This is a genomic window from Halomonas sp. B23F22_10, from assembly GCF_043496975.1.
Classification (GTDB): Bacteria; Pseudomonadota; Gammaproteobacteria; order Pseudomonadales; family Halomonadaceae; genus Halomonas; species Halomonas smyrnensis.
On the sequence record NZ_JBIEKF010000005.1, the window covers coordinates 18,605 to 40,213 of the forward strand.

The window sequence follows — 21,609 nt, forward strand, 5'->3', positions numbered from 1 at the left end:
TGCGTATTCAAGGCGATGCGCCATCACGAAGAAAAATCAGCAGCAGGGATGCTGCATCCTGCTTTCAGGGGAGGCTCACGAGCCTCCCCTTTCCATTTTCCGGGGACGGGTCGGTCGGCCCACGCTTTGCAAGGTGTCGGGTGTTCGCTACACTCAACGCCTTTCATACCCTCTTTTGCACCCCGCGAGTCGACAACGCCGCATGATCAAAGGATTTACCCGCTTTCTGCAGAGCCCGGGCGAGCACCTCCGGTCGCTGTTCGGCCCTCAGGAGCCGTCGGCCGCCCTCCCCGAGCTGCGCATCATTCCCCGCGAAGAGCACCCGGTCTCCCGCCAGCACTTCAGTGACGCCGCCCTCAAGGTGCTGTACCGGCTACACAACGCCGGCCATGAGGCCTTCCTGGTGGGGGGCTGCATCCGCGACTCCCTGCTCGGCCGCATGCCCAAGGACTTCGACGTGGCCACCGACGCCACCCCGGAGCAGGTCCGCGAGCTGTTCCGCAACTCGCGCATCATCGGGCGCCGCTTCCGCATCGTGCACGTGCGCTTCGGCCGTGAGGTGATCGAGGTCACCACCTTCCGCGGCAAGCCCAGCGACGACCACGGCGACCATATCGCCCAGCAGTCGGACGACGGCATGCTGCTGCGCGACAACGTCTGGGGCAACATCGAGGAGGACGCCATCCGGCGCGACTTCACGATCAACGCCCTCTACTACAACATCGCCGACTTCTCGATCCACGACTTCGCCGGCGGCGTCCAGGACATCGAGGACCGCACCCTGCGGCTGATCGGCGACCCGGCGACCCGCTACCGCGAGGACCCGGTGCGCATGCTGCGCGCGGTGCGCTTCGCCGCCAAGCTCGACTTCGACATCGATCCGGCCACCGAGGCGCCGATCGCCGAGCTCGCCGAGCTGATGCTCCAGGTGCCGCCGGCGCGGCTGTTCGATGAAGTGCTCAAGCTGTTCATGAGCGGCCACGGCGTCGAGACCTTCCATCTGCTGCGCGACTTCGGCCTGTTCGCCATGCTGTTCCCCGAGGCCGACGAGGCCATGGAAGAGCTGCCCTGGGCCGAGGCGGTGATCGAGCGCGCCCTGACCAGCACCGACCGCCGCGTCCGCGACGAGCGACCGGTGACGCCGGCCTTCCTGTTCGCCGCCCTGCTGTGGGGCCCGGTGCAGCTGCGCCAGCAGGCCCTCGAGGCCGACGGCATGCCGCCCATCCCGGCGCAGCAGGCCGCCTCCCAGCAGGTCATCTCGCGCCAGCTGCAGCACGTGTCCATTCCCAAGCGCTTCAGCCTGCCGATGCGCGACATCTGGGACCTGCAGCAGCGACTGCCGCTGCGCCGCGGCAAGCGCGTGTTCCAGACCCGCGAGCATCCGCGCTTCCGCGCCGCCTACGACTTCCTGCTGGTGCGCGAGGCCGCCGGCGAGATGGAGCCCGGCCTCGGCGACTGGTGGACCGCCTTCCAGGACGCCGACGAGCACGAGCAGCGCCGCCTGCTGGGCAAGGTCGACGCCGACCCGGCCGGCACCCCCGCGCCGCGCAACAAGCGCCGGCGCCGCCGTCGTCGTCGCAAGCCGTCCAACGGCGAGTCATGAGCCTGCCGCATCGCGCCTGGATCGGGCTCGGCAGCAACCTCGACGACCCCCACGGTCACGTCGAGCGCGCCCTGGCCGAGCTCGATGCCCTGCCGCTGACCCGCCGGCGCCGCGCCTCGTCGCGCTACGCCAGCCGCCCGCTGGGCCCGGCCGACCAGCCCGACTTCGTCAACGCCGTGGCCGAGCTCTCGACCCGGCTGTCGCCGCTGGCGCTGCTCGACCAGCTGCAGGCGCTCGAGCAGCGCCACGGCCGTGTCCGTGGCCGCCGCTGGGGGCCGCGCACCCTGGACCTCGACCTGCTGCTGTTCGACGATCGCGAGATGGCGACGCCGCGGCTGACGCTCCCGCACGCGGAGATGGCCCATCGCGCCTTCGTGCTGGTGCCGATGGCCGAGCTCGCCCCCGAGCTGCGCCTGCCGAACGGCCGTGACGTGGCCGGCCTGGCCGCCGCCCTGGGCGAGGACGGCCTGCGCCGAGTGTTACCCGACACGCCCGGATGACACCCCACTTGTTACCTATCGACACTCTCCCCGGATCGGGTAACAATGCGCGGTTACACAAGAGCGCGGCCTTCGCCGAGCGCCGGATAACGACACGAGAGCACGCCATGAAAACCGTCACCCTGAGCACGCTGCAGGCCTTCAAGCGCGCCGGTGAGACCTTCAGCTGCCTGACCGCCTATGACGCCACCTTCGCCCATGCCGCCGGCGAGGCCGGCATCGAGGTGCTGCTGGTCGGCGATTCCCTGGGCATGGTCCTGCAGGGCCACACCAGCACCCTGCCGGTGACCCTGGACGACGTCTGCTACCACACCCGTTGCGTGGCCCGCGGCAAGGGCGCGAGCCTGCTGATGGTCGACCTGCCCTTCATGAGCAACGCCACCACCGAACGCCTGCTCGAGGACGCCGGGGCGCTGATGCGCGCCGGCGCCGAGATGGTCAAGGTGGAAGGCGAGGCCTGGATGGCCGACGGCATCCGCGAACTGAGCCGCCGCGGCGTACCGGTGTGCGCCCATCTGGGCCTGACCCCGCAGACCGTCCACCAGCTGGGCGGCTACAAGGTCCAGGGACGCGACGCCGACCAGGCCGAGCGCATCCTCGAGGATGCCCGCACCCTGGCCGAGGCCGGCGCCTCGGTGATCCTGCTCGAGTGCGTGCCGACGAGCCTCGGCCGCGCCGTGACCGAGGCCCTGGACGTGCCGGTGATCGGCATCGGCGCCGGCGCCGACACCGACGGCCAGATCCTGGTGATGCACGACGTGCTCGGCGTCACCGCCGGGCGCCAGCCGCGCTTCGTGAAGAACTTCCTGGCCGAGGCCGACGATATCCAGGACGCCTTCCGCCGCTACCACGAGGACGTCAAGGCCCGGCGCTTCCCCGCCGAGGAGCACGGATTCTGATGCAGACCCGGAACGACGTCGCCACGCTGCGCGAGACGCTGGCCGCGCATCGCCGGGCCGGCCGCACCATCGGCCTGGTGCCGACCATGGGCAACCTGCACGCCGGCCATCTGGCGCTGGTCGCCGAGGCCCGGCGCCGCGCCGACGTGGTGGTGGCGACCATCTTCGTCAATCCGATGCAGTTCGGGCCGAACGAGGACCTCGACGCCTATCCGCGCACCCTGGCCGACGACCAGGCCCACCTCGAGGCCGCCGGCTGCGACCTGCTGTTCGCCCCCGACGTGGCCACGGTCTATCCGCGCGGCCTGGACGCCCAGACCCGGGTCAGCGTGCCCGGGGTCTCCGAGGGGCTGTGCGGCGGCGACCGCCCCGGCCACTTCGACGGCGTGGCGACCGTGGTCACCATGCTGTTCAACCTGGTGCAGCCGGATCTCGCCTGCTTCGGCGAGAAGGACTACCAGCAGCTGGCGGTGATCCGCCGCCTGGTGGCCGACCTGCACCTGCCGCTCGAGATCGTCGGCGTGCCGATCGAGCGCGCCGAGGACGGCCTGGCGCTGTCCTCGCGCAACGGTTATCTGGACGCGGCGCAGCGTGCCGCGGCGCCCGAGCTGTATCGCACCCTGTGTGCCCTGCGCGAGGCGCTGGAGGCCGGCGAAGCGATCGACGCCAGCCTGACCCGCGGCCTCGAACGGCTGCGCGAGGCGGGCTTCGCGCCCGACTATCTGGAACTGCGTGCCGCCGACCTGGGCCCGGTCGACGACACCACGCGCGAGGCCGTGCTGCTCACCGCGGCGCGCCTGGGCTCGACGCGACTGATCGACAACCTGTCGCTGACACTCCCCCGCTGAGGGCCCGGCCACGCCGCGAAGGCGTGTCCCTTCCCTGCTCACCACCGCCATTCCGGTCCAGTCGGCCTGATGATCCCGGCCGGGGCGCCCGCTCCGACCCTCCCCCTTAGGTTTGCCTATACTGAAGTTCTAGCCGAACCGCCCTCAGCGGGGATTGCCGCAGCGCACAAAAGTCCCCTATGCTGAGCGGACGCTCGTCCGCGAATCTTCAGGAGTAAGCCTCATGCAAGAAGTGGTGATCGTAGCCGCCCGTCGTACCGCCGTCGGTGCCTTCGGCGGTTCCCTCGCCGGCATTCCCGCCAGCGACCTCGGTGCCCATGTGATCAAGGACATCCTCGCCGGCACCGGCGTGGCCCCGGACCAGGTCGATGAAGTGCTGCTCGGCCAGGTGCTGACCGCCGGCACCGGCCAGAACCCCGCCCGCCAGGCCGCCATCAAGGGCGGACTACCCGACGCGGTGCCGGCCATGACCATCAACAAGGTCTGCGGCTCGGGCCTCAAGGCCCTGCATCTGGCCACCCAGGCGATTCGCTGCGGCGACGCCGAGCTGATCCTGGCCGGCGGCCAGGAGAACATGTCGCTCTCCCCGCACGTGCTACCCAATTCACGCAACGGCCAGCGCATGGGCGACTGGAAGGCCATCGACTCGATGGTCCACGACGGCCTGTGGGATGCCTTCAACGACTTCCACATGGGCATCACCGCCGAGAACCTGGCCGAGAAGTACGACATCAGCCGCGAGGCGATGGACGAGTTCGCCGCCGGCTCCCAGCAGAAGGCCTCCGCCGCGATCAAGGAAGGCAAGTTCAAGGGCCAGATCGTCCCGGTGGAGATTCCCCAGCGCAAGGGCGACCCGCTGGTCTTCGACACCGACGAGAACCCGCGCGAGGTCAGCGCCGAGAAGCTCGGCGGCATGCGCCCGGCGTTCAAGAAGGACGGCAGCGTGACCGCCGGCAACGCCTCCTCCATCAACGACGGCGCCGCCGTGGTGATGCTGTGCTCCGCCGAGAAGGCCAAGGCCCTGGGCCTCGAACCGCTGGCCCGCATCAAGGCTTACTCCAACGCCGGCGTCGACCCGGCGATCATGGGCATCGGTCCCGCTCCGGCCACCCGCCGCTGCCTCGAGAAGGCCGGCTGGAGCCTCGACGATCTGGACCTGGTCGAGGCCAACGAGGCCTTCGCCGCCCAGGCGCTGGCGGTGAACAAGGAGCTCGGTTGGGACACCTCGATGATCAACGTCAACGGCGGCGCCATCGCGCTGGGCCACCCGATCGGCGCCTCCGGCTGCCGCATCCTGGTGACCCTGGTGCACGAGATGATCGCCCGCGATGCCAAGAAGGGCCTGGCGACGCTGTGTATCGGCGGCGGACAGGGGGTGGCGCTGGCGATCGAACGTTAAGCGACCGCCACGACGCATCACCACGAAAGAAAGCCCCCGCTCGATGAGCGGGGGCTTTTGCGTTCTGCTGCGCGTCTCTAGGCCTCAGCCCCGGGGCGGCCCGACCACCCGGGAGGGCGTGCGCGCCACCAGCGCCGCGGCCAGCACAAACAGCCCGCCGGCGCCGAGCAGCACGCCGCTCAGGCCGATGGCGTCCACCACCCGGCCGCCGGCCATGGCGCCGATGCCGATCGACAGGTTGAACACGAAGGCCATCAGGGCGGTGGCGGCCTCGGTGTTCAGGGCACTCTTGAGGATCCAGGTCTGCAGGCTCACCGAGATGCTGCCGAACACCGCGCCCCACAGCATCAACAGCCCGATCGCGGCCGCCGGCTCGCGCCCCAGCCAGGGGAAGGCCAGCGTCGCGACCGCCAGCAGCAGCGGAATCACCAGCACCGTGGCGTAGGGCCGGCGCCCGGCGGCGGTGCCGGCGAGGAAGTTGCCCAGCAGCCCGGCCCCGCCATAGCACAGCAGCAGGGCGCTGACGCTCGCCAGCGGAATGCCGGCGATGTCCTGCAGGATCGGGCTGACAAAGGTGTAGGCGGCGAAGTGGCCCATCACGATCAGCGCGGTGGCGGCCACGCCGACCCGCACGCCGCGGCTGGCGAACTGGCCGGCCAGGTTGGACAGCCGCACCGGCTGCTGCGCCGGCAGGCGCGGCAGCAGCCGCCACAGGGCAAGGGTGACCAGCAGGCTCAGCCCGGCCAGCGAGCCGAAGGCGATGCGCCAGTCGGTGTGCTCGCCGAGCCAGGTCCCCGCCGGCACGCCCAGCACCGAGGCGCCGGCCACGCCGCTGAAGATCAGCGACATGGCCCGCGGCACCTGCTCCAGGGCCACCAGCCGCGAGGCCAGGCCGCCGGCGATGGCCCAGAAGCCGCCGATGCACACGCCCACCAGCACCCGTGTGGCCAGTAGCGTCGTAAAACTGTCGGCCACGGCGCCCAGCAGGCTGGCCAGGGTCATCAGCGTCATCAGCCCGGTCAACAGCCAGCGCCGGTCGAGCCGCCCCACCGCCACCGGCAGCAGCGGCGCGGCGAAGGCCGCCACCACCCCGGGCACGGTGATCAAGAGCCCGGCGGTGCCGGAGGTCACGGACAGCGAGTCGGCCACCTGGGACAGCAGCCCGATGGGCAGCTGCTCGGCGGTGACCAGCAGGAAGATGCCGATCATCACCGCGCCCACCCCCAGCCAGTCGCGGCTCTGGGTGACGGTCCTGGGGGCGGGGGATGACGGGGCGGAATCGTGGCGCGTCATGGGTCGTCCCTGATCGATGGCGGGGCCGGTGCCCCGAAACGAGAACGCCCCCGCGGCGTGAGCCACGGGGGCGTTCGGCTCATGACCGCTCGCTTAGAGCTCGTCGGTCTCGGCTTCCTCGGCCTCGAAGGCGGCCTTCTCTTCCGGGGTGATCTCCTTGATGGTCAGCTTCACCCGGTTGCGGTTGTCGATGTCGAGCACCTTGACCACGGCCTCGTCTCCCTCGTTGAGGAAGTCACGCACGTCGTTGACGCGCTCGGGCACGATCTGGGAGATGTGCACCAGGCCGTCGGTGCCGGGCATGATGTTGACGAAGGCGCCGAAGTCGGCGATGCGCACCACCTTGCCGCGATACAGCTTGCCGATTTCCGGCTCGGCGGTGATCGCCAGCACGGTGTCGATGGCCGCCTTGGCCGCCGACTTCTCCTCGGCGTAGATGCGCACGGTGCCGTCGTCGTCCAGGTCGATGGAGGCGCCGGTGTCGTCGCAGATCTTGCGGATGGTGGCGCCGCCCTTGCCGATGACGTCGCGGATCTTCTCCGGGTCGATCTTGATGGTGGCCATGGAGGGCGCGTTGTCGGAGACCTCCTCGCGGCTCTTGGCGATCACGGTGTTCATCTGCTCGAGGATGCTCAGGCGGGCCTCGTTGGCCTGCTGGAGCGCCTGCTCCATGATCTCCTCGTTGATGCCCTCGATCTTGATGTCCATCTGCAGGGCGGTGACGCCCTCGGCGGAACCGGCCACCTTGAAGTCCATGTCGCCGAGGTGGTCTTCGTCGCCGAGGATGTCGGTCAGCACGGCGTAGCCGTCATCGTCCTTGACCAGGCCCATGGCGATGCCGGCCACCGGGGCCTTCATCGGCACGCCGGCGTCCATCAGGGCCAGCGAGGAGCCGCACACGGAGGCCATGGAGCTGGAGCCGTTGGACTCGGTGATCTCGGACACCACGCGGATGGTGTAGGGGAAGTCGTCCTCGTTCGGCAGCATGGCCTGGACGCCGCGGCGGGCCAGACGGCCGTGGCCGATCTCGCGACGCTTGGGACCGCCCATGAAACCGGCCTCGCCCACACTGTAGGGAGGGAAGTTGTAGTGCAGCAGGAAGCGGTCCTTGCGCTCGCCTTCCAGCGACTCGATCAGCTGGGCGTCGCGCAGGGTGCCGAGGGTGGCCACGACCACGGCCTGGGTCTCGCCGCGGGTGAAGACGGCGGAGCCGTGGGTCTTGGGCAGGCCGCCGACCTCGATGTCCAGCGGACGCACGGTCTTGTGGTCGCGGCCATCGATGCGCGGCTCGCCCTTGATGACGCGGGAGCGCACGACGCGCTTCTCGAGGCCGGCGAAGGCGCCCTTGACCTCGTCGGCGGCGAACTGGCCTTCCTGCTCACCGGCCAGCTGGGCCACGGCCTCGTCCTTCAGCGCGGACAGGGCGTCCTGGCGGGCCATCTTGTCGGTGATGCGATAGGCCTCGCCGACCTTGGCCTCGAAGCCCAGCGCCACGGCGTCCTTGAGGGCGGTGTTCTCGGCGGCCGGCTGCCAGTCCCAGCGCGGCTTGCCGGCCTCGGCGGCCAGCTCGTTGATGGCGGAGACGGCGACCTGCATCTCCTGATGGCCGTAGAGCACGGCGCCCAGCATCTCGTCCTCGAGCAACTCGCTGGCCTCGGACTCGACCATCAGCACGGCCTTCTCGGTGCCGGCGACGACCATGTTCAGCTCGGAGCCGGCGAGCTCCTCGACGCTGGGGTTGAGGAAGTAGCCCTTGTCCTCGGTGAAGCCGACGCGGGCGGCGCCGATCGGGCCGTTGAAGGGCACGCCGGAGACGGCCAGGGCCGCGGAGGTGCCGATCATGGCGGCGATGTCCGGGTCCTGGTTACGGTCGGCGGAGAGCACCGTGCAGATGACCTGGACCTCGTTCATGAAGCCCTTCGGGAACAGCGGGCGGATCGGGCGATCGATCAGCCGCGAGGTGAGGGTTTCCTTCTCGGTGGGGCGCCCCTCGCGCTTGAAGAAGCCGCCGGGAATCTTGCCGACAGAGTAGGTCTTCTCCTGGTAGTGGACGGACAGCGGGAAGAACGGCTGGGCGGGATTGACGTCCTTCTTCGCCACCACGGTGCACAGCACCACGGTGTCGTCCATGGTGACCATCACGGCACCGGAGGCCTGGCGGGCGATGCGCCCGGTTTCCAGGGTGACGGTGCTGCGACCGTACTCAAACGTTTTCTTGACCGGGTTCACGGCGACTTCCTTCAGCTTTTCGATTCATGTTCGGGTCGTTTCGACTCGGCGACCATTTTAGGGGGTGTCGCCCGGCGCGGCCACCAGGGGGTGAGATTTCCCCATCGACGGCTTGTGCTAAGTCAGGCGTATCCGAGGCTGACCCGGGGACAGGCCTCCGCGAGGCGCTGTGACCCCATCCCTGGGCGCTACTTTTGCCCTGCGGCGCTCTCGCATCCTGCTTCGCTTGCAGGACCGGTGCTGGCCATCCATGGCCAGCCCGTTCGGCGAGGGTCGCCTCACCCATGGCAAAAACCCTCGCTGAGACCTGCCCCCGGCGCCTCGATGAAAGCGGCATGCCTGCCCCATAAACGCGAAACGGGCAGCCCCGGAGGGCTGCCCGTTTCACATCTGCGTCAGAAAAGGAGGAATTCGCGTCTCGAGCGACGAGAGACTGGTCGCCGCCGGAGCGCAGGAACCGGAATGTAGCCTGCTACATGAGGATTCCGAGCACCGCCGACGGCCAGGCTATCGAGCGCAGTAGCGAATTACCCTTTTCCTTAGCGACGCAGGCCGAGGCGCTGAATCAGGGACTGATAGCGCTCGAAGTCCTTGCGCTTCAGGTAGTCCAGCAGCTTGCGGCGCTGGTTGACCATGCGGATCAGGCCACGACGGGAGTGGTGATCCTGCTTGTTGGTCTTGAAGTGATCCTGCAGGCCGTCGATGTTGGCGGTCAGCAGGGCCACCTGCACCTCGGGGGAACCGGTGTCGTTGTCGCCACGGCCGTATTCGTTGACGATCTCGGCCTTCTGCTCGGCTGTCAGTGCCATCTGTCTCTCCAGTTCAGCAATATGCCTGAATGATGTGAATGTCGGAGACCACGCATATTTGCAGTCTCCACGCCGGCCCCGAAGGGTCGGTTCATGCCGAGTCCGCCTCGGCGGTGCTCAGCAGGCGGCGCGGGGCGATCTCCCCCGCCGCTCTCACCACGCCGAGCCCCAGAAAGGTCTCGTCGCGATAGAGTCTGGCCAGGTCGTCGACCGGCAGTTCGCCGGTGTCACACCTGGCGCTCTGGCCATGCAGCAGGCGGCTGGCCGCCGTCTCGTCCAGGGCCAGCCCGGGCAGGTCGGCCACCAGCACGTCCACCGGCAGCAGCACGCCTTCGCGGGCGGCCTGGTCCGGCAGCGCCTCGAGGGCCTCCGGCGTCAGCATGCCGTCGGCGCCGAAGGGGCCGGTGGCCAGCCGTCGCAGGACGCTGATATGGGCACCGCAGCCGAGCGCCTCACCGATGTCCTCGGCCAGGGTTCGGATGTAGGTGCCCTTGCTGACCCGCACCTCGAGCTCGAAGGCCGTGCCCTCGAACGAAAGAAGGCGCGCATCATACACCGTCACGCGACGCACTGCACGCTCCACGCTCTTGCCCTCGCGGGCCAGCTCGTAGAGCTTGCGCCCCTGGTGCTTGAGCGCCGAATACATCGGCGGCACCTGGTCGATCTCACCGGTGAAACGCTCGAGCACGCCACGCAGGTCGGCCTCCTCGAGGGGGGGCACCTCGCGGCGCTCGACCACCTCACCCTCGGCGTCGCCGGAGTCGGTGATCGTGCCGAGCTCGACCCGGGTGCGATACGTCTTGTCGGCGTCGAGCAGGAAGGCCGAGAACTTGGTCGCCTCGCCGAAGCACACCGGCAACAGCCCGGTGGCCATCGGATCGAGGGTGCCGGTGTGACCGGCCTTCTGCGCCTGGAACAGGCGCCGGGTCCGCTGCAGCGCGTGGTTGCTGGACGCGCCCTGGGGCTTGTCCAGCAGCAGCACGCCGTTCACCGGCAGTCCGCGACGGCGACGCGCCATCAGTCGCGCTCTCCCTCGCCGCGCTCACCGCCGTCATCCTCGGCCTCATCGTCGTGACGGTCGCGATCGCTCGCCACCGCCTCGTCGATCAGCGAAGACAGCTGCTGACCGCGCACCACGCTCTCGTCGAAGTGGAAGCGCAGCTCCGGCACGTGACGCAGCTTGATGCGACGGGCGATCTGCCCGCGCAGGAAACCGGCGGCACGCTTGAGCACGCCGAGGTTTTCCTTGATGCGCTCGGCATCCTGCTCGCCGAGCAGCGTCACGTAGACGTCGGCATAGCCGAGGTCACGGCTGACCGTGACCCCGCTGACGGTGACCATGCCCAGGCGCGGATCCTTGATCTCGCGCTGGATGAGTACCGCCAGCTCCTTCTGGAGCTGGTCGGCTACCCGGTCGGTACGCTTGAACTCGCGCATGATCGGCTCCTCGCGGTCAGAGCGTCCGCTCGACCTTGACCTGATCGAAGACCTCGATCTTGTCGCCGACCTGGACGTCGTTGTAGTTCTTCACGCCGATACCGCATTCGATACCGCTGCGAACCTCGTTGACGTCGTCCTTGTAGCGGCGCAGGGATTCGAGTTCACCCTCGTAGATCACCACGTTCTCGCGCAGCACGCGGATCTTCTTGTGGCGATAGACGGTACCCTCGACCACCATGCAGCCGGCGACGGCGCCGATCTTCGGTGCCTTGAAGACGTCGCGAACCTCGGCCACGCCGACGATCTCTTCCTTCCACTCCGGCGCGAGCATGCCGCTCATCGCCTGCTTGACCTCGTCGATCAGCTGGTAGATGACGCTGTAGTAGCGCAGGTCGAGACCCTCGCGCTCGATGATCTCGCGAGCGGCGGCGTCGGCACGCACGTTGAAGCCGACCACGATGGCGTCACTGGCGAGCGCCAGGTTGGCGTCGGTACCGGTGATACCGCCCACGCCGGAGGACACCACGGCGACCTGGACTTCGTCGGTCGACAGCTCCTCGAGCGCGCCCTTGATGGCCTCCAGGGAGCCCTGGACGTCGGCCTTGAGGACGATGTTGACCTTGGCGACCTCTTCCTGGCCCATCTGGGAGAACATGTTCTCCAGCTTGGCCTTCTGCTGGCGAGCCAGGCGCACCTCGCGGTACTTGCCCTGACGGAAGTTGGCGACCTCGCGGGCCTTCTTCTCGTCGTCGAGGACCATGAAGTCGTCACCCGCTTCCGGGGTGCCGTCGAGGCCCTGGATCTCGACCGGCATGGCCGGACCGGCTTCGTCGACCTGCTGGCCGAGCTCGTTGATCAGCGCACGCACGCGGCCGTAGTGCAGGCCGGCGAGCACGATGTCGCCCTTCTTCAGGGTGCCGTTCTGGACCAGCACGGTGGCCACCGGGCCGCGGCCCTTGTCCAGGCGGGACTCGACCACCACGCCCTTGCCGGGCGCCTCGGGGACGGCCTTGAGCTCGAGCACTTCGGAGACCAGCTGGATCGACTCGAGCAGGCCCTCGATGCCGTCGCCGGACTTGGCGGAGACGTGCACGAACTGGGTGTCGCCACCCCACGCCTCGGAGATCACGCCGTGCTGGGACAGCTCGTTCTTGACCCGATCCGGATCGGCGCCCTGCTTGTCGATCTTGTTGACCGCGACGACCATCGGCACGCCGGCGGCCTTCGAGTGCTCGATGGCCTCGATGGTCTGGGGCATGACGCCGTCATCGGCGGCCACCACCAGCACCACCACGTCGGTGGCCTTGGCACCGCGCGCACGCATGGCGGTGAACGCCGCGTGGCCCGGGGTATCGAGGAAGGTCACGCCGCCGTGATCGTCCTCGACGTGGTAGGCGCCGATGTGCTGGGTGATGCCGCCGGCCTCGCCGGTGGCGACCTTGGCACGACGGATGTAGTCGAGCAGCGAGGTCTTGCCGTGGTCGACGTGACCCATGACGGTCACGACCGGCGAGCGAGAGATCTCGTCGCCTTCATAGGAGATGTTCTCGAGGACCTCGGTCTCCAGCGCATCATCCTTGACCAGCTTGGGCTTGTGGCCCATTTCCTCGACCACGATGGCCGCGGTGTCCTGATCGATGGTCTGGTTGATGGTCACCGCCGCGCCCATGGTGAACATGGTCTTGATGACCTCGTTCGCCTTGATGGACATCTTGTCGGCCAGGTCGGCGACACTGATCGACTCGGGGATGGAGACCTCACGGACGATCGGCTGCGTCGGCTTCTGGAAGCCGTGCTTGCCGCCGCCCTGGCTGCCACCGCGGCGGCCGCCGCGACGCTCGGCACGCTTGGCCTTCTTGCCGCCGCGACGACGCTCCTCGCGATCGCCACGGTCGTCTTCACGCTCGTGACGCCCCTTCTTGCCGGCCTTCTTGCCGGCCGGAGCGGCACGGCGGTCAGTGCGACCTTCCTTCGGCGGTGCCGGAGGCTGCTCGGTCTGCGCCGGCGTCTCCAGCTCGGGCACCGGAATCTGCGGCTCGGCCTTGGCGGCCGCATCGGCCTCGGCCTTGGCCTTCTCGGCCTGAGCCTTTTCCTCGGCGTCACGCGCGGCCTGCTCGGCGGCACGTTCGGCTTCCTCGGCCTGGCGCTTGGCCTCGGCCTGCGCCATGTCACCGACCAGCTGACGCGGACCGTGGTCCTGGGTCTTCGGCTCCTCGGCGGGCTTCTCTTCCTCGCGCTTGACGTAGGTGCGCTTCTTGCGGACCTGCACCTCGATGCTCTTGCCGCGGTCGCCGCTCTTGATGCGACTGCGCGTCTTGCGGGTCAGGGTAATACGGTTCTTGGGCGCGGCCTGCTCGGCGCTCCCGCCGTGACTCTTGGTGAGGTAGTCCAGCAGCTTGCGCTTGTCCTCTTCGGACACGGCGTCGCCTTCGGACTTGTGCTCGAGCCCGGCTTCCTTCATCTGTTCCAGCAGGCGGGGCACTTCACGCCCCACCTTCGCTGCAAAATCCTTAACGGTCATTTCTGACATTACGACCCTCCTCAGCCCGTGACCCGTTTACTGTTCGCTCTCGAACCAAGGCGCACGGGCAGTCATGATCAGTGCCGCGGCGCGCTCCTCGTCCAGTTCCTCGATATCCGTCAAATCGTCGACGGACTGTTCGGCGAGGTCCTCCATGGTCTTGATGCCCCGGCTGGCCAGGATATAGGCCAGGTGACGCTCCATGCCGTCCATTTCAAGCAGGTCGTCGGCCGGTTCGGCACCATCGAGCTCCTCTTCGGAGGCGATGGCCAGGTTCAGCAGCTCGTCCTTGGCGCGAGCGCGCAGCTCCTCGACGAGATCCTCGTCGAACTCTTCGATCTCCAGCATTTCCTCCGCCGGGACATAGGCGACCTCCTCCAGGGAGGTGAAGCCTTCCTCGACGAGCAGGCGTGCCACGTCGTCGTCGATGTCCAGGTGCTGGATGAAATGCTCGACCAGGCTATCGACCTCCTGGTCGCGCTTGGCCTCGGCGTCGGCTTCGGTCATGACGTTGAGACGCCAGCCGGTGAGCTCGGAGGCCAGGCGCACGTTCTGGCCGCTACGGCCGATGGCCTGGGCCAGGTTGTCCTCGGCGACCGCCACGTCCATGGCGTGGGAATCCTCGTCGACGAGAATCGAGGCGACATCCGCCGGCGCCATGGCGTTGATCACCAGCTGGGCGGGGTTGTCGTCCCACAGCACGATGTCCACGCGCTCGTTCTGGAGCTCGGTGGACACCGCCTGGACCCGGGAACCGCGCATGCCCACGCAGGCGCCGACCGGATCGATGCGGCGGTCGTTGGTCTTGACCGCGATCTTGGCCCGCGAGCCCGGATCGCGGGCCGCGCCCTTGATCTCGATGAGCTGCTCGGCGATTTCCGGCACCTCGATGCTGAACAGTTCGATGATCAGCTCGGGGCAGGTGCGGGACAGGATCAGCTGGGCGCCGCGGGCCTCCGGATCGACCTTGGTCAGCAGCGCACGGACGCGCTCGTTCATGCGGTAGCGCTCGCCCGGGATCATCTCGCTGCGCGGCAGGAAGGCCTCGGCGTTCTCGCCGAGGTCGATGATCAGGCCATCGCGTGTCGTCTTCTTGACGATGCCGGCGACCAGCTCGCCCTCGCGGTCGGCATAGAGGCGCACCACCTCGGCCCGCTCGGCCTCGCGCACCTTCTGCACGATGACCTGCTTGGCGGTCTGGGCCGCGATGCGACCGAAGGCGGCGTTCTCGATCTGTTCCTCGACCACGTCACCCAGGCCCAGCGGCGGATCGCGGCGCTCGGCGTAGGTCAGCTTGATCTGGGCGTCCGGACCGTCGAAGTCATCGTCCTCGACGACCTCCCAGCGGCGAAACGTCTCGTAGTCACCGCTGACGCGGTCGATGTGAACCCGTACGCTGGCTTCCTCGTCCTCGAAGCGCTTGCGTGACGCGCTGGCCAGCGCCGCCTCGACGGCTTCGAAGATCACCTCGCGGGGGACACCCTTTTCGTTGGAGATCGCGTCGACGACCGCCAGAATCTCTTTACTCATGCCTTAGCCTCGCCAGAAAACCCGTCCTTGTGCACCGACCTCAGTCTTCGAACTGCGGCACGACCCGCGCCTGATCGATGCTCTCGATGGGAAAGCAGTATTCCTCGTCGTCGAGCCGCAACAGCACCTCGTCGTTCTCGACGCCGGCCAGCAGACCCTGGAACTTGCGCCGACCATCGAACGGCACGCGCAGCTTCACGGTCACCTTGTGGCCGGCATAGCGCGCGAACTGCTCGAGGGTGAACAGGGGACGATCCATCCCCGGAGAGGACACCTCGAGCCGGTATTCACCGTTGATGGGATCCTCGACGTCGAACACCGCACTGACCTGGCGGCTGACATCGGCGCAGTCGTCCACGTTCACGCCATCGGCGTGATCGATGTAGACCACCAGACGAGAGTGTTTGCCCTGGGACAGGTATTCGATGCCCCACAGCTCGAACCCCATGGCCGAGACCACCGGTTCGATCAGCGCGTGCAGCGCAGCATCCTTGGTTGCCACGGAAGAAAGCTCCTACAGCCGTTGCATCAGGCACCTGGCCGGGAGTGAACAGGAAAGTCAGGTGGCTGATTGGCGTTGCCCGGAACAGCGCCGCCGATGCTTGCCGGCGAGCTGGCCGCTAACAAAAAGCCCCTTCACAGGAAGGGGCTTTTCAAGAAACCTGTATACCACTTCTCGGCGCCTGGCATGCCCCATAAAGGTCCTGCATGCCCGACAGGAAGATGGTAGCGGGGACCGGATTTGAACCGATGACCTTCGGGTTATGAGCCCGACGAGCTACCAGACTGCTCCACCCCGCATCAATCTAGGTCGGTGATTCTATGCTGACTCGGCGCTTGCGTCAAGCTGCATCTCACCGTTTCGCCAATCCTGCGATGAAGATCCGATGCACGACGATGAGATCGTCAGACCGGCTTCAGGAATGGTGCCGAAGGCGGGACTTGAACCCGCACGACCGTAAGGTCACTACCCCCTCAAGATAGCGTGTCTACCAATTCCACCACTTCGGCATCAGGGGAGGCCGGATACGCGACTCAGTTGCCGTCGCTGCTCTCCAGCACTGGCGCAGCATTATCCATGTCCGAGGACCCTTCGTCAAGGGACGGTACGGCATTTTGCTGCTGTTCGATCAGCTCGGCATCGGGAATGCCCGTTTCCTGCGGTGCCTGGCCGGCCTGGGAGGCGAAATACGCCAGGGCCAGGGAGGTGGCGAAGAAGGCCGCGGCCAGCAGGCCGGTGGCGCGCGACAGGAAGCTGCCGCTGCCGCTGGAGCCGAACACGGTCTGAGAGGCGCCGCCGCCGAAGGAGGCGCCGGCATCGGCGCCCTTGCCCTGCTGCAGCAGGATCAGGACGACCAGGGCGATGGCGATCGCCACGTGGATCATGAGAATGGCAACTTGCATGGTTATCAACCTGCTGACTGGCAAATGGCTAGGAATTCGTCGACGTTCAGGGAAGCGCCGCCGATGAGACCGCCGTCGATGTCCGGCTGGGCGAGCAGCTCGACGGCATTGGCGGCCTTCATGCTGCCGCCGTAGAGCACCTGGGTGGCGGCGGCGAGGCCGGCATCGTAACGCGCGAGCCGCGCACGAATGGCACCATGAACCGCCTGGGCCTGCTCCGGGGTCGCGGTGCGGCCGGTGCCGATGGCCCACACCGGCTCGTAGGCGAGCACCAGCCTGGCGCGCTCGTCCGCGTCGAGGGCATCGAACACCGCCTCGAGCTGGCCGAGCACCACCGCCTCGGAACGCCCGGCATCGCGCTCCTCGAGGGTCTCGCCCAGGCACAGCACCGGCACGAGGCCGACGCCCAGCGCCGCCCGCACCCGGGCCAGCACGGCATCATCGTCCTCGCCGAACAGCGTCCGCCGCTCGGAGTGGCCCACCAGCACCATCCGGGCACCGCAGTCGCGCAGCATCTCGCCGCTGACCTCGCCGGTGAAGGCGCCGGAGGGCCGGTCGCTCAGCGTCTGGGCACCGAGGGCCAGCGGTGTGGCCTCGAAGGCCCGGCCGGCCGCTGCCAGATAGGGAAAGGGCACCATCAGTGCCACGGCCACCCCGTCCGGCAGGTCGGCATCGTGAAAGGCCCGGCCGAAGTCATCGACCAGGGCACGGGACCCGTTCATCTTCCAGTTGCCGGCGATCAGCGGCGTAGGCATGCAGCTTCCCTCTTTCAAGGTGGAGCGAAATGGTATAGGAGCGGCCCTGTCAAGACAACCGACCTAGGACAGCAGCCCCTCGACGTCGGCCGCCAGGCGCCGGGCCAGGCCGTCCACGTCCAGGTGCGGACGCCCCTCGACCATGACCCGGATCAGTGGCTCGGTGCCGGAGGGGCGCAGCAGCACCCGCCCCTGGTCGCCGAGCTCGGCCTCGACGGCGGCCACCGCGGACTTGAGCGAGGCCTCGTCCATCAGCGCCCGGGCGTCGGTGCCCGGCGTCAGGCGCACGTTGACCAGCGCCTGGGGCGCCTTCTCCAGGCCGGCGAGCAGCTGCCCGAGCGGCTTGCCCTCGCGCACCATGATCGCCAGCACCTGCAGGGCGGAGACGATGCCGTCGCCGGTGGTCTGGACGTGGCCGCAGACGATATGGCCGGAGGACTCGCCGCCGAGCTGCCAGTCGTTGGCGTCCAGCCGCTCCATGACGTAGCGGTCGCCGACCCTGGCCCGCTCGAAGGGCACGCCCATCGCCTCGAGCGCGGCGGCCAGGCCGAAGTTGCTCATCAGGGTGCCGACCACGCCGCCGCCCAGCTCGCCGCGGCCATGGCGGTCGCGGGCGATCAGGTAGAGGATGTCGTCGCCGTCGATCTCGCGGCCGTCGGCGTCGACCATCAGCACGCGGTCGCCGTCGCCGTCGAAGGCCACGCCCAGGTCGGCGCCACTGCGGATCACCGCGGCCCGCAGCGCGGCGGGATGGGTGGAGCCGACCTCGTGGTTGATGTTGAGGCCATCGGGCTCGGCGCCGATCACCTCCACCCTGGCGTCCAGCTCGCGGAACACGCTGGGCGCGATGTGGTAGGTGGCGCCGTGGGCGCAGTCGATCACCATCTTCAGGCCATGCAGGTCGACGCGGTCGGGGATGGTCGACTTGCAGAACTCGATGTAGCGGCCGGCGGCGTCGTCGGCGCGGCGCACCTTGCCCAGGGCATCCGGCGCCACCGTGGTCAGCGGCTCCTCGAGCATGGCCTCGATGCGCTCCTCGACGGCATCGCCGAGCTTGGTGCCGGCGGCGGAGAAGAACTTGATGCCGTTGTCGGCGAAGGGATTGTGCGAGGCCGAGATGACGATGCCGGCGCTGGCACGGAAGGCCCGGGTCAGATAGGCGATGCCCGGCGTCGGCATCGGGCCGAGCAGGATCACGTCGACGCCGGCGGCGGACAGCCCGGCCTCGAGGGCCGACTCGAACATGTAGCCGGAGATGCGGGTGTCCTTGCCGATCACCACCCGCGGGCGCCCGCCCTTCTCGGCCAGCACCCGGCCGGTGGCCCAGCCAAGCTTGAGCATGAAGTCGGCGGTGATGGGCGGCTCGCCCACCGTGCCGCGGATGCCGTCGGTGCCGAAATAGCGTCTAGTCATGGTGGCAGCCCTCCTTGAGCACGGCCCAGGTCATGTTCACCGCATCCACGTGCGGCCCCACATCGTGAACGCGCAGGATACGCGCGCCGCGCTCGACGGCCATCGCCGACAGCGCCAGCCCGCCGGGCAGGCGCTCCTCCACCGGCCGGTCCAGCACCTTGCCGATCATGCTCTTGCGCGACATGCCCACCAGCAGCGGCAGGCCGAGCGCCTCCAGGCGCTCCAGGCGATGGAGCAGGCGCAGGTTGTGCTCGACGCTCTTGGCGAAGCCGAAGCCGGGATCGAGGATCAACCGCTCGCGGCGCAGGCCCGCGGCCTCGCAGTCCGCCACCCGCTGTGCGAGGAAGTCGGCCACCGCCTGCTCCACCGGCGCGTCATAGCGGGGCGCGTTCTGCATGTCGCCGGGCTCGCCGAGCATGTGCATCACGCACACCGGCAGGCCGCTGGCGGCGGCGGCGCGCAGGGCGCCCTCTCGGCGAAGGTTGCGCACGTCGTTGAGCAGGCCGGCACCGGCCTCGGCCGAGGCGGCCATCACCTCGGGGGCGCTGGTGTCCACCGAGACCAGGGCATCGAACTCGCGCACCAGCGCCTCGACCACCGGCACCACCCGGTCGAGCTCCTGCTGCACCGGCACCGCCTCGGCGCCGGGCCGCGTGGACTCGCCGCCGACGTCGATGATCGCCGCGCCCTCGGCCAGCATCTGTTCGGCGCGCCGCAGGGCGTCGTCGAGAGCATTGTGCCGGCCGCCGTCGGAGAAGGAGTCGGGCGTAACGTTGAGGACCCCCATCACGCGGGGGAAGGAGAGATCGAGCCGGTGCCGGCCACACTGAAGAGAGGTGGGAGCGCTGTTGTGCATCGTTGTCCTGAGCGTGTTCTGGAATCGGGGAATGGCGTCCCCTGCCACGGCAAGGGCGCCCCGCAGGGCGCCCGGTATTCATCTAGCTCGCGGAGGTTCAGTTGCCGGCCGGGCCGCCCAGCGGGTCGGAGGGACGGCGACCGGAGGATTCCTCCTCGTCGCTGTCGTCCTCGGCCTTGGGCTCCTCCTGAGGCGCCTCGCCGATCGGCGCACCGGGGCCGGGGCCGTCGTCGTCCCAGCCCTTGGGCGGACGCGGGGTGCGTCCGTCCATGATGTCCTTGAGCTGGTCGGCGTCGATGGTCTCGTACTGCACCAGCGCCTCGGCCATGGCGTCCAGCTTGTCGCGGTTGTCCTCGAGGATCTGCTTGGCCTGGGCGTAGCACTCGTCGATGATCCGGCGCACTTCCTTGTCGAGCTTGGTGACCGTCTCGCCGGACTTGAGCTTGCCGCCGCCCTGGCCCGGACCGCCGAGGAACTGGTGGGACTCGTCCTCGTCGTACATGATCGGCCCCATCTCCTCGGACAGGCCCCACTTGGCCACCAGGTTGTGGGCCAGCTCGGTGGCGCGTTTGATGTCGTTGGAGGCGCCGGTGGTCACGCCGTTCGGGCCCAGCGTCATCTCCTCGGCCAGGCGGCCGCCGTACAGCGAGCAGATCTGGCTGATGATCTGCTGACGCGACAGGCTGTAGCGATCCTCCTCGGGGAGGAACATGGTCACGCCCAGCGCACGGCCGCGCGGAATGATGGTGACCTTGTAGACCGGGTCGTGCTCCGGCATCACCAGGCCGATGATGGCGTGCCCCGACTCGTGATAGGCGGTGTTGAGCTTGTCCTTCTCGGTCATGACCATGGAGCGGCGCTCGGCGCCCATCATGATCTTGTCCTTGGCCAGCTCCAGCTCCTCCATGCCCACCAGGCGCTTGTTGCGGCGGGCGGAGAACAGCGCCGCCTCGTTGACCAGGTTGGCCAGGTCGGCGCCGGAGAAGCCCGGCGTGCCGCGGGCGATCAGCGACGGCTTGACGTCGTCGCCCAGCGGCACCTTGCGCAGGTGCACGTTGAGGATGTGCTCGCGGCCGCGGATGTCGGGCAACGGCACGGTGACCTGACGGTCGAAGCGGCCCGGGCGCAGCAGCGCCGGGTCGAGCACGTCGGGACGGTTGGTGGCGGCGATGACGATGATGCCCTCATTGGCCTCGAAGCCGTCCATCTCGACCAGCAGCTGGTTCAGGGTCTGCTCGCGCTCGTCGTTGCCGCCGCCCATGCCGGCGCCGCGCGAACGGCCCACGGCATCGATCTCGTCGATGAAGATGATGCAGGGCGCCTGCTTCTTGGCCTGCTCGAACATGTCGCGCACGCGCGAGGCGCCCACGCCGACGAACATCTCGACGAAGTCGGAGCCGGAGATCGAGAAGAACGGCACCTTGGCCTCGCCGGCGATCGACTTGGCCAGCAGCGTCTTGCCGGTACCGGGCGGGCCGACCATCAGCACGCCGCGGGGGATGGTGCCGCCCAGGCGCTGGAACTTGGTCGGATCACGCAGGAAGTCGACCAGCTCCTCGACCTCTTCCTTGGCCTCGTCGCAGCCGGCCACGTCGGCGAAGGTGGTCTTGATCTGGTCCTGGGAGAGCAGCTTGGCCTTGGACTTGCCGAAGCTCATGGGGCCGCCCTTGCCGCCACCGCCGCCCTGCATCTGGCGCATGAAGAACATGAAGATGGCGAGGATCAGCAGGATCGGGAAGCTGGCGATCAAGAGCCGCGTCCACAGGCTCTGCTGCTCGGGCTTCTGACCGATCACGGTGACATCGTGGGCCAGCAGGTCATCCATCAGCTTCGGGTCTTCCGCCGCCGGCCGGATGGTCTGGAACTGGGAGCCGTCGCTGCGCTCGCCATTGATGGTGTAGCCATCGATGGTCACGCTCTGGACCTGCTCGTTCTGCACCTCTTCGACGAACTGGGAATAGTTCATCGTCTGGGGTGTATTCTCGACGCTGAAGTTGTTGAACACCGTCAGCAGCACCGCCGCGATGACCAACCACAGAATCAGGTTCTTCGCCATGTCGTTCAAGGGACTACCCTCAATTGCAAGAATCTGTCGGCCGTATACGCCTGG

At 68.3% G+C, this 21,609-nt stretch carries 18 protein-coding genes and 2 tRNA genes; 5 read left to right on the forward strand and 15 right to left on the reverse strand.

Going from position 1 to position 21,609, the window contains the following annotated elements; genetic code table 11:
• The first annotated feature begins 202 nt into the window (after nucleotides 1–202).
• The 5 genes from pcnB to ACGTNF_RS12320 all read left to right on the forward strand — a co-directional run bounded on the left by pcnB (nucleotide 203) and on the right by ACGTNF_RS12320 (nucleotide 5,249).
• Nucleotides 203–1,603 carry a polynucleotide adenylyltransferase PcnB gene (gene pcnB, locus ACGTNF_RS12300; RefSeq protein ID WP_394601954.1) on the forward strand — a complete coding sequence of 467 codons (1,401 nt, stop codon included), beginning with the start codon at nucleotides 203–205 and terminating at the stop codon, nucleotides 1,601–1,603.
• Entirely contained in the window at nucleotides 1,600–2,103 is a 504-nt protein-coding gene (gene folK / locus ACGTNF_RS12305) for a 2-amino-4-hydroxy-6-hydroxymethyldihydropteridine diphosphokinase (RefSeq protein ID WP_394601955.1), read from the forward strand. Before pcnB ends, folK begins: the two co-directional genes overlap by 4 nt.
• 107 nt (nucleotides 2,104–2,210) lie before the next feature.
• Nucleotides 2,211–3,002 carry a 3-methyl-2-oxobutanoate hydroxymethyltransferase gene (panB, locus tag ACGTNF_RS12310; RefSeq protein ID WP_394601956.1) on the forward strand — a complete coding sequence of 264 codons (792 nt, stop codon included), beginning with the start codon at nucleotides 2,211–2,213 and terminating at the stop codon, nucleotides 3,000–3,002.
• A complete protein-coding gene (gene panC, locus ACGTNF_RS12315) occupies nucleotides 3,002–3,850 on the forward strand; it encodes a pantoate--beta-alanine ligase (protein WP_394601957.1) in 849 nt (282 codons plus the stop codon). The genes panB and panC overlap by 1 nt, the downstream gene beginning before the upstream one ends.
• 223 nt (nucleotides 3,851–4,073) lie before the next feature.
• A complete protein-coding gene (locus ACGTNF_RS12320) occupies nucleotides 4,074–5,249 on the forward strand; it encodes an acetyl-CoA C-acetyltransferase (protein ID WP_152479886.1) in 1,176 nt (391 codons plus the stop codon).
• Nucleotides 5,250–5,333: 84 nt separating this feature from the next.
• Here ACGTNF_RS12320 and ACGTNF_RS12325 read toward each other — a convergent pair whose 3' ends face one another.
• The 15 genes from ACGTNF_RS12325 to ftsH form a co-directional block, all read right to left on the reverse strand.
• Nucleotides 5,334–6,542: an MFS transporter gene (locus ACGTNF_RS12325; protein WP_394601958.1), complete on the reverse strand. Its 1,209-nt coding sequence runs from the start codon at nucleotides 6,540–6,542 to the stop codon at nucleotides 5,334–5,336.
• Between the two features lie 93 nt (nucleotides 6,543–6,635).
• Nucleotides 6,636–8,771, reverse strand: coding sequence for a polyribonucleotide nucleotidyltransferase (gene pnp, locus ACGTNF_RS12330; protein ID WP_394601959.1), 2,136 nt, complete (start codon nucleotides 8,769–8,771; stop codon nucleotides 6,636–6,638).
• A gap of 539 nt (nucleotides 8,772–9,310) precedes the next feature.
• Entirely contained in the window at nucleotides 9,311–9,580 is a 270-nt protein-coding gene (gene rpsO / locus ACGTNF_RS12335) for a 30S ribosomal protein S15 (protein ID WP_016853973.1), read from the reverse strand.
• Nucleotides 9,581–9,671: 91 nt separating this feature from the next.
• Nucleotides 9,672–10,598 (reverse strand): tRNA pseudouridine(55) synthase TruB, encoded by a 927-nt coding sequence (truB, locus tag ACGTNF_RS12340; RefSeq protein WP_394601960.1) that lies wholly within the window; start codon nucleotides 10,596–10,598, stop codon nucleotides 9,672–9,674.
• The gene (gene rbfA / locus ACGTNF_RS12345) at nucleotides 10,598–11,017 is read right to left on the reverse strand and encodes a 30S ribosome-binding factor RbfA (RefSeq protein WP_394601961.1); all 420 of its coding nucleotides are present in this window, start codon (nucleotides 11,015–11,017) and stop codon (nucleotides 10,598–10,600) included. Before rbfA ends, truB begins: the two co-directional genes overlap by 1 nt.
• 16 nt (nucleotides 11,018–11,033) lie before the next feature.
• Nucleotides 11,034–13,550, reverse strand: coding sequence for a translation initiation factor IF-2 (infB, locus tag ACGTNF_RS12350; RefSeq protein ID WP_394601962.1), 2,517 nt, complete (start codon nucleotides 13,548–13,550; stop codon nucleotides 11,034–11,036).
• 27 nt (nucleotides 13,551–13,577) lie between these two features.
• A complete protein-coding gene (nusA, locus tag ACGTNF_RS12355; protein WP_016853977.1) occupies nucleotides 13,578–15,071 on the reverse strand; it encodes a transcription termination factor NusA in 1,494 nt (497 codons plus the stop codon).
• A gap of 40 nt (nucleotides 15,072–15,111) precedes the next feature.
• Nucleotides 15,112–15,573, reverse strand: coding sequence for a ribosome maturation factor RimP (gene rimP, locus ACGTNF_RS12360; protein WP_394601963.1), 462 nt, complete (start codon nucleotides 15,571–15,573; stop codon nucleotides 15,112–15,114).
• A gap of 222 nt (nucleotides 15,574–15,795) precedes the next feature.
• Nucleotides 15,796–15,872, reverse strand: a tRNA-Met gene (locus ACGTNF_RS12365).
• A gap of 123 nt (nucleotides 15,873–15,995) precedes the next feature.
• Nucleotides 15,996–16,082: transfer RNA gene (locus ACGTNF_RS12370), tRNA-Leu, on the reverse strand.
• A 24-nt stretch (nucleotides 16,083–16,106) separates the two neighbouring features.
• Nucleotides 16,107–16,475: a preprotein translocase subunit SecG gene (gene secG, locus ACGTNF_RS12375; protein ID WP_026068303.1), complete on the reverse strand. Its 369-nt coding sequence runs from the start codon at nucleotides 16,473–16,475 to the stop codon at nucleotides 16,107–16,109.
• Between the two features lie 5 nt (nucleotides 16,476–16,480).
• Nucleotides 16,481–17,230, reverse strand: a complete 750-nt coding sequence (tpiA, locus tag ACGTNF_RS12380) for a triose-phosphate isomerase (RefSeq protein ID WP_394601964.1) — start codon at nucleotides 17,228–17,230, stop codon at nucleotides 16,481–16,483.
• Nucleotides 17,231–17,293: 63 nt separating this feature from the next.
• On the reverse strand, nucleotides 17,294–18,643 hold the full coding sequence (gene glmM, locus ACGTNF_RS12385) for a phosphoglucosamine mutase (protein WP_394601965.1): 1,350 nt from the start codon (nucleotides 18,641–18,643) through the stop codon (nucleotides 17,294–17,296).
• Entirely contained in the window at nucleotides 18,636–19,499 is an 864-nt protein-coding gene (folP, locus tag ACGTNF_RS12390; RefSeq protein ID WP_444875013.1) for a dihydropteroate synthase, read from the reverse strand. The genes glmM and folP overlap by 8 nt, the downstream gene beginning before the upstream one ends.
• Nucleotides 19,500–19,596: 97 nt before the next feature.
• Nucleotides 19,597–21,564 (reverse strand): ATP-dependent zinc metalloprotease FtsH, encoded by a 1,968-nt coding sequence (gene ftsH, locus ACGTNF_RS12395; protein ID WP_394601966.1) that lies wholly within the window; start codon nucleotides 21,562–21,564, stop codon nucleotides 19,597–19,599.
• Nucleotides 21,565–21,609 lie beyond the last annotated feature (45 nt).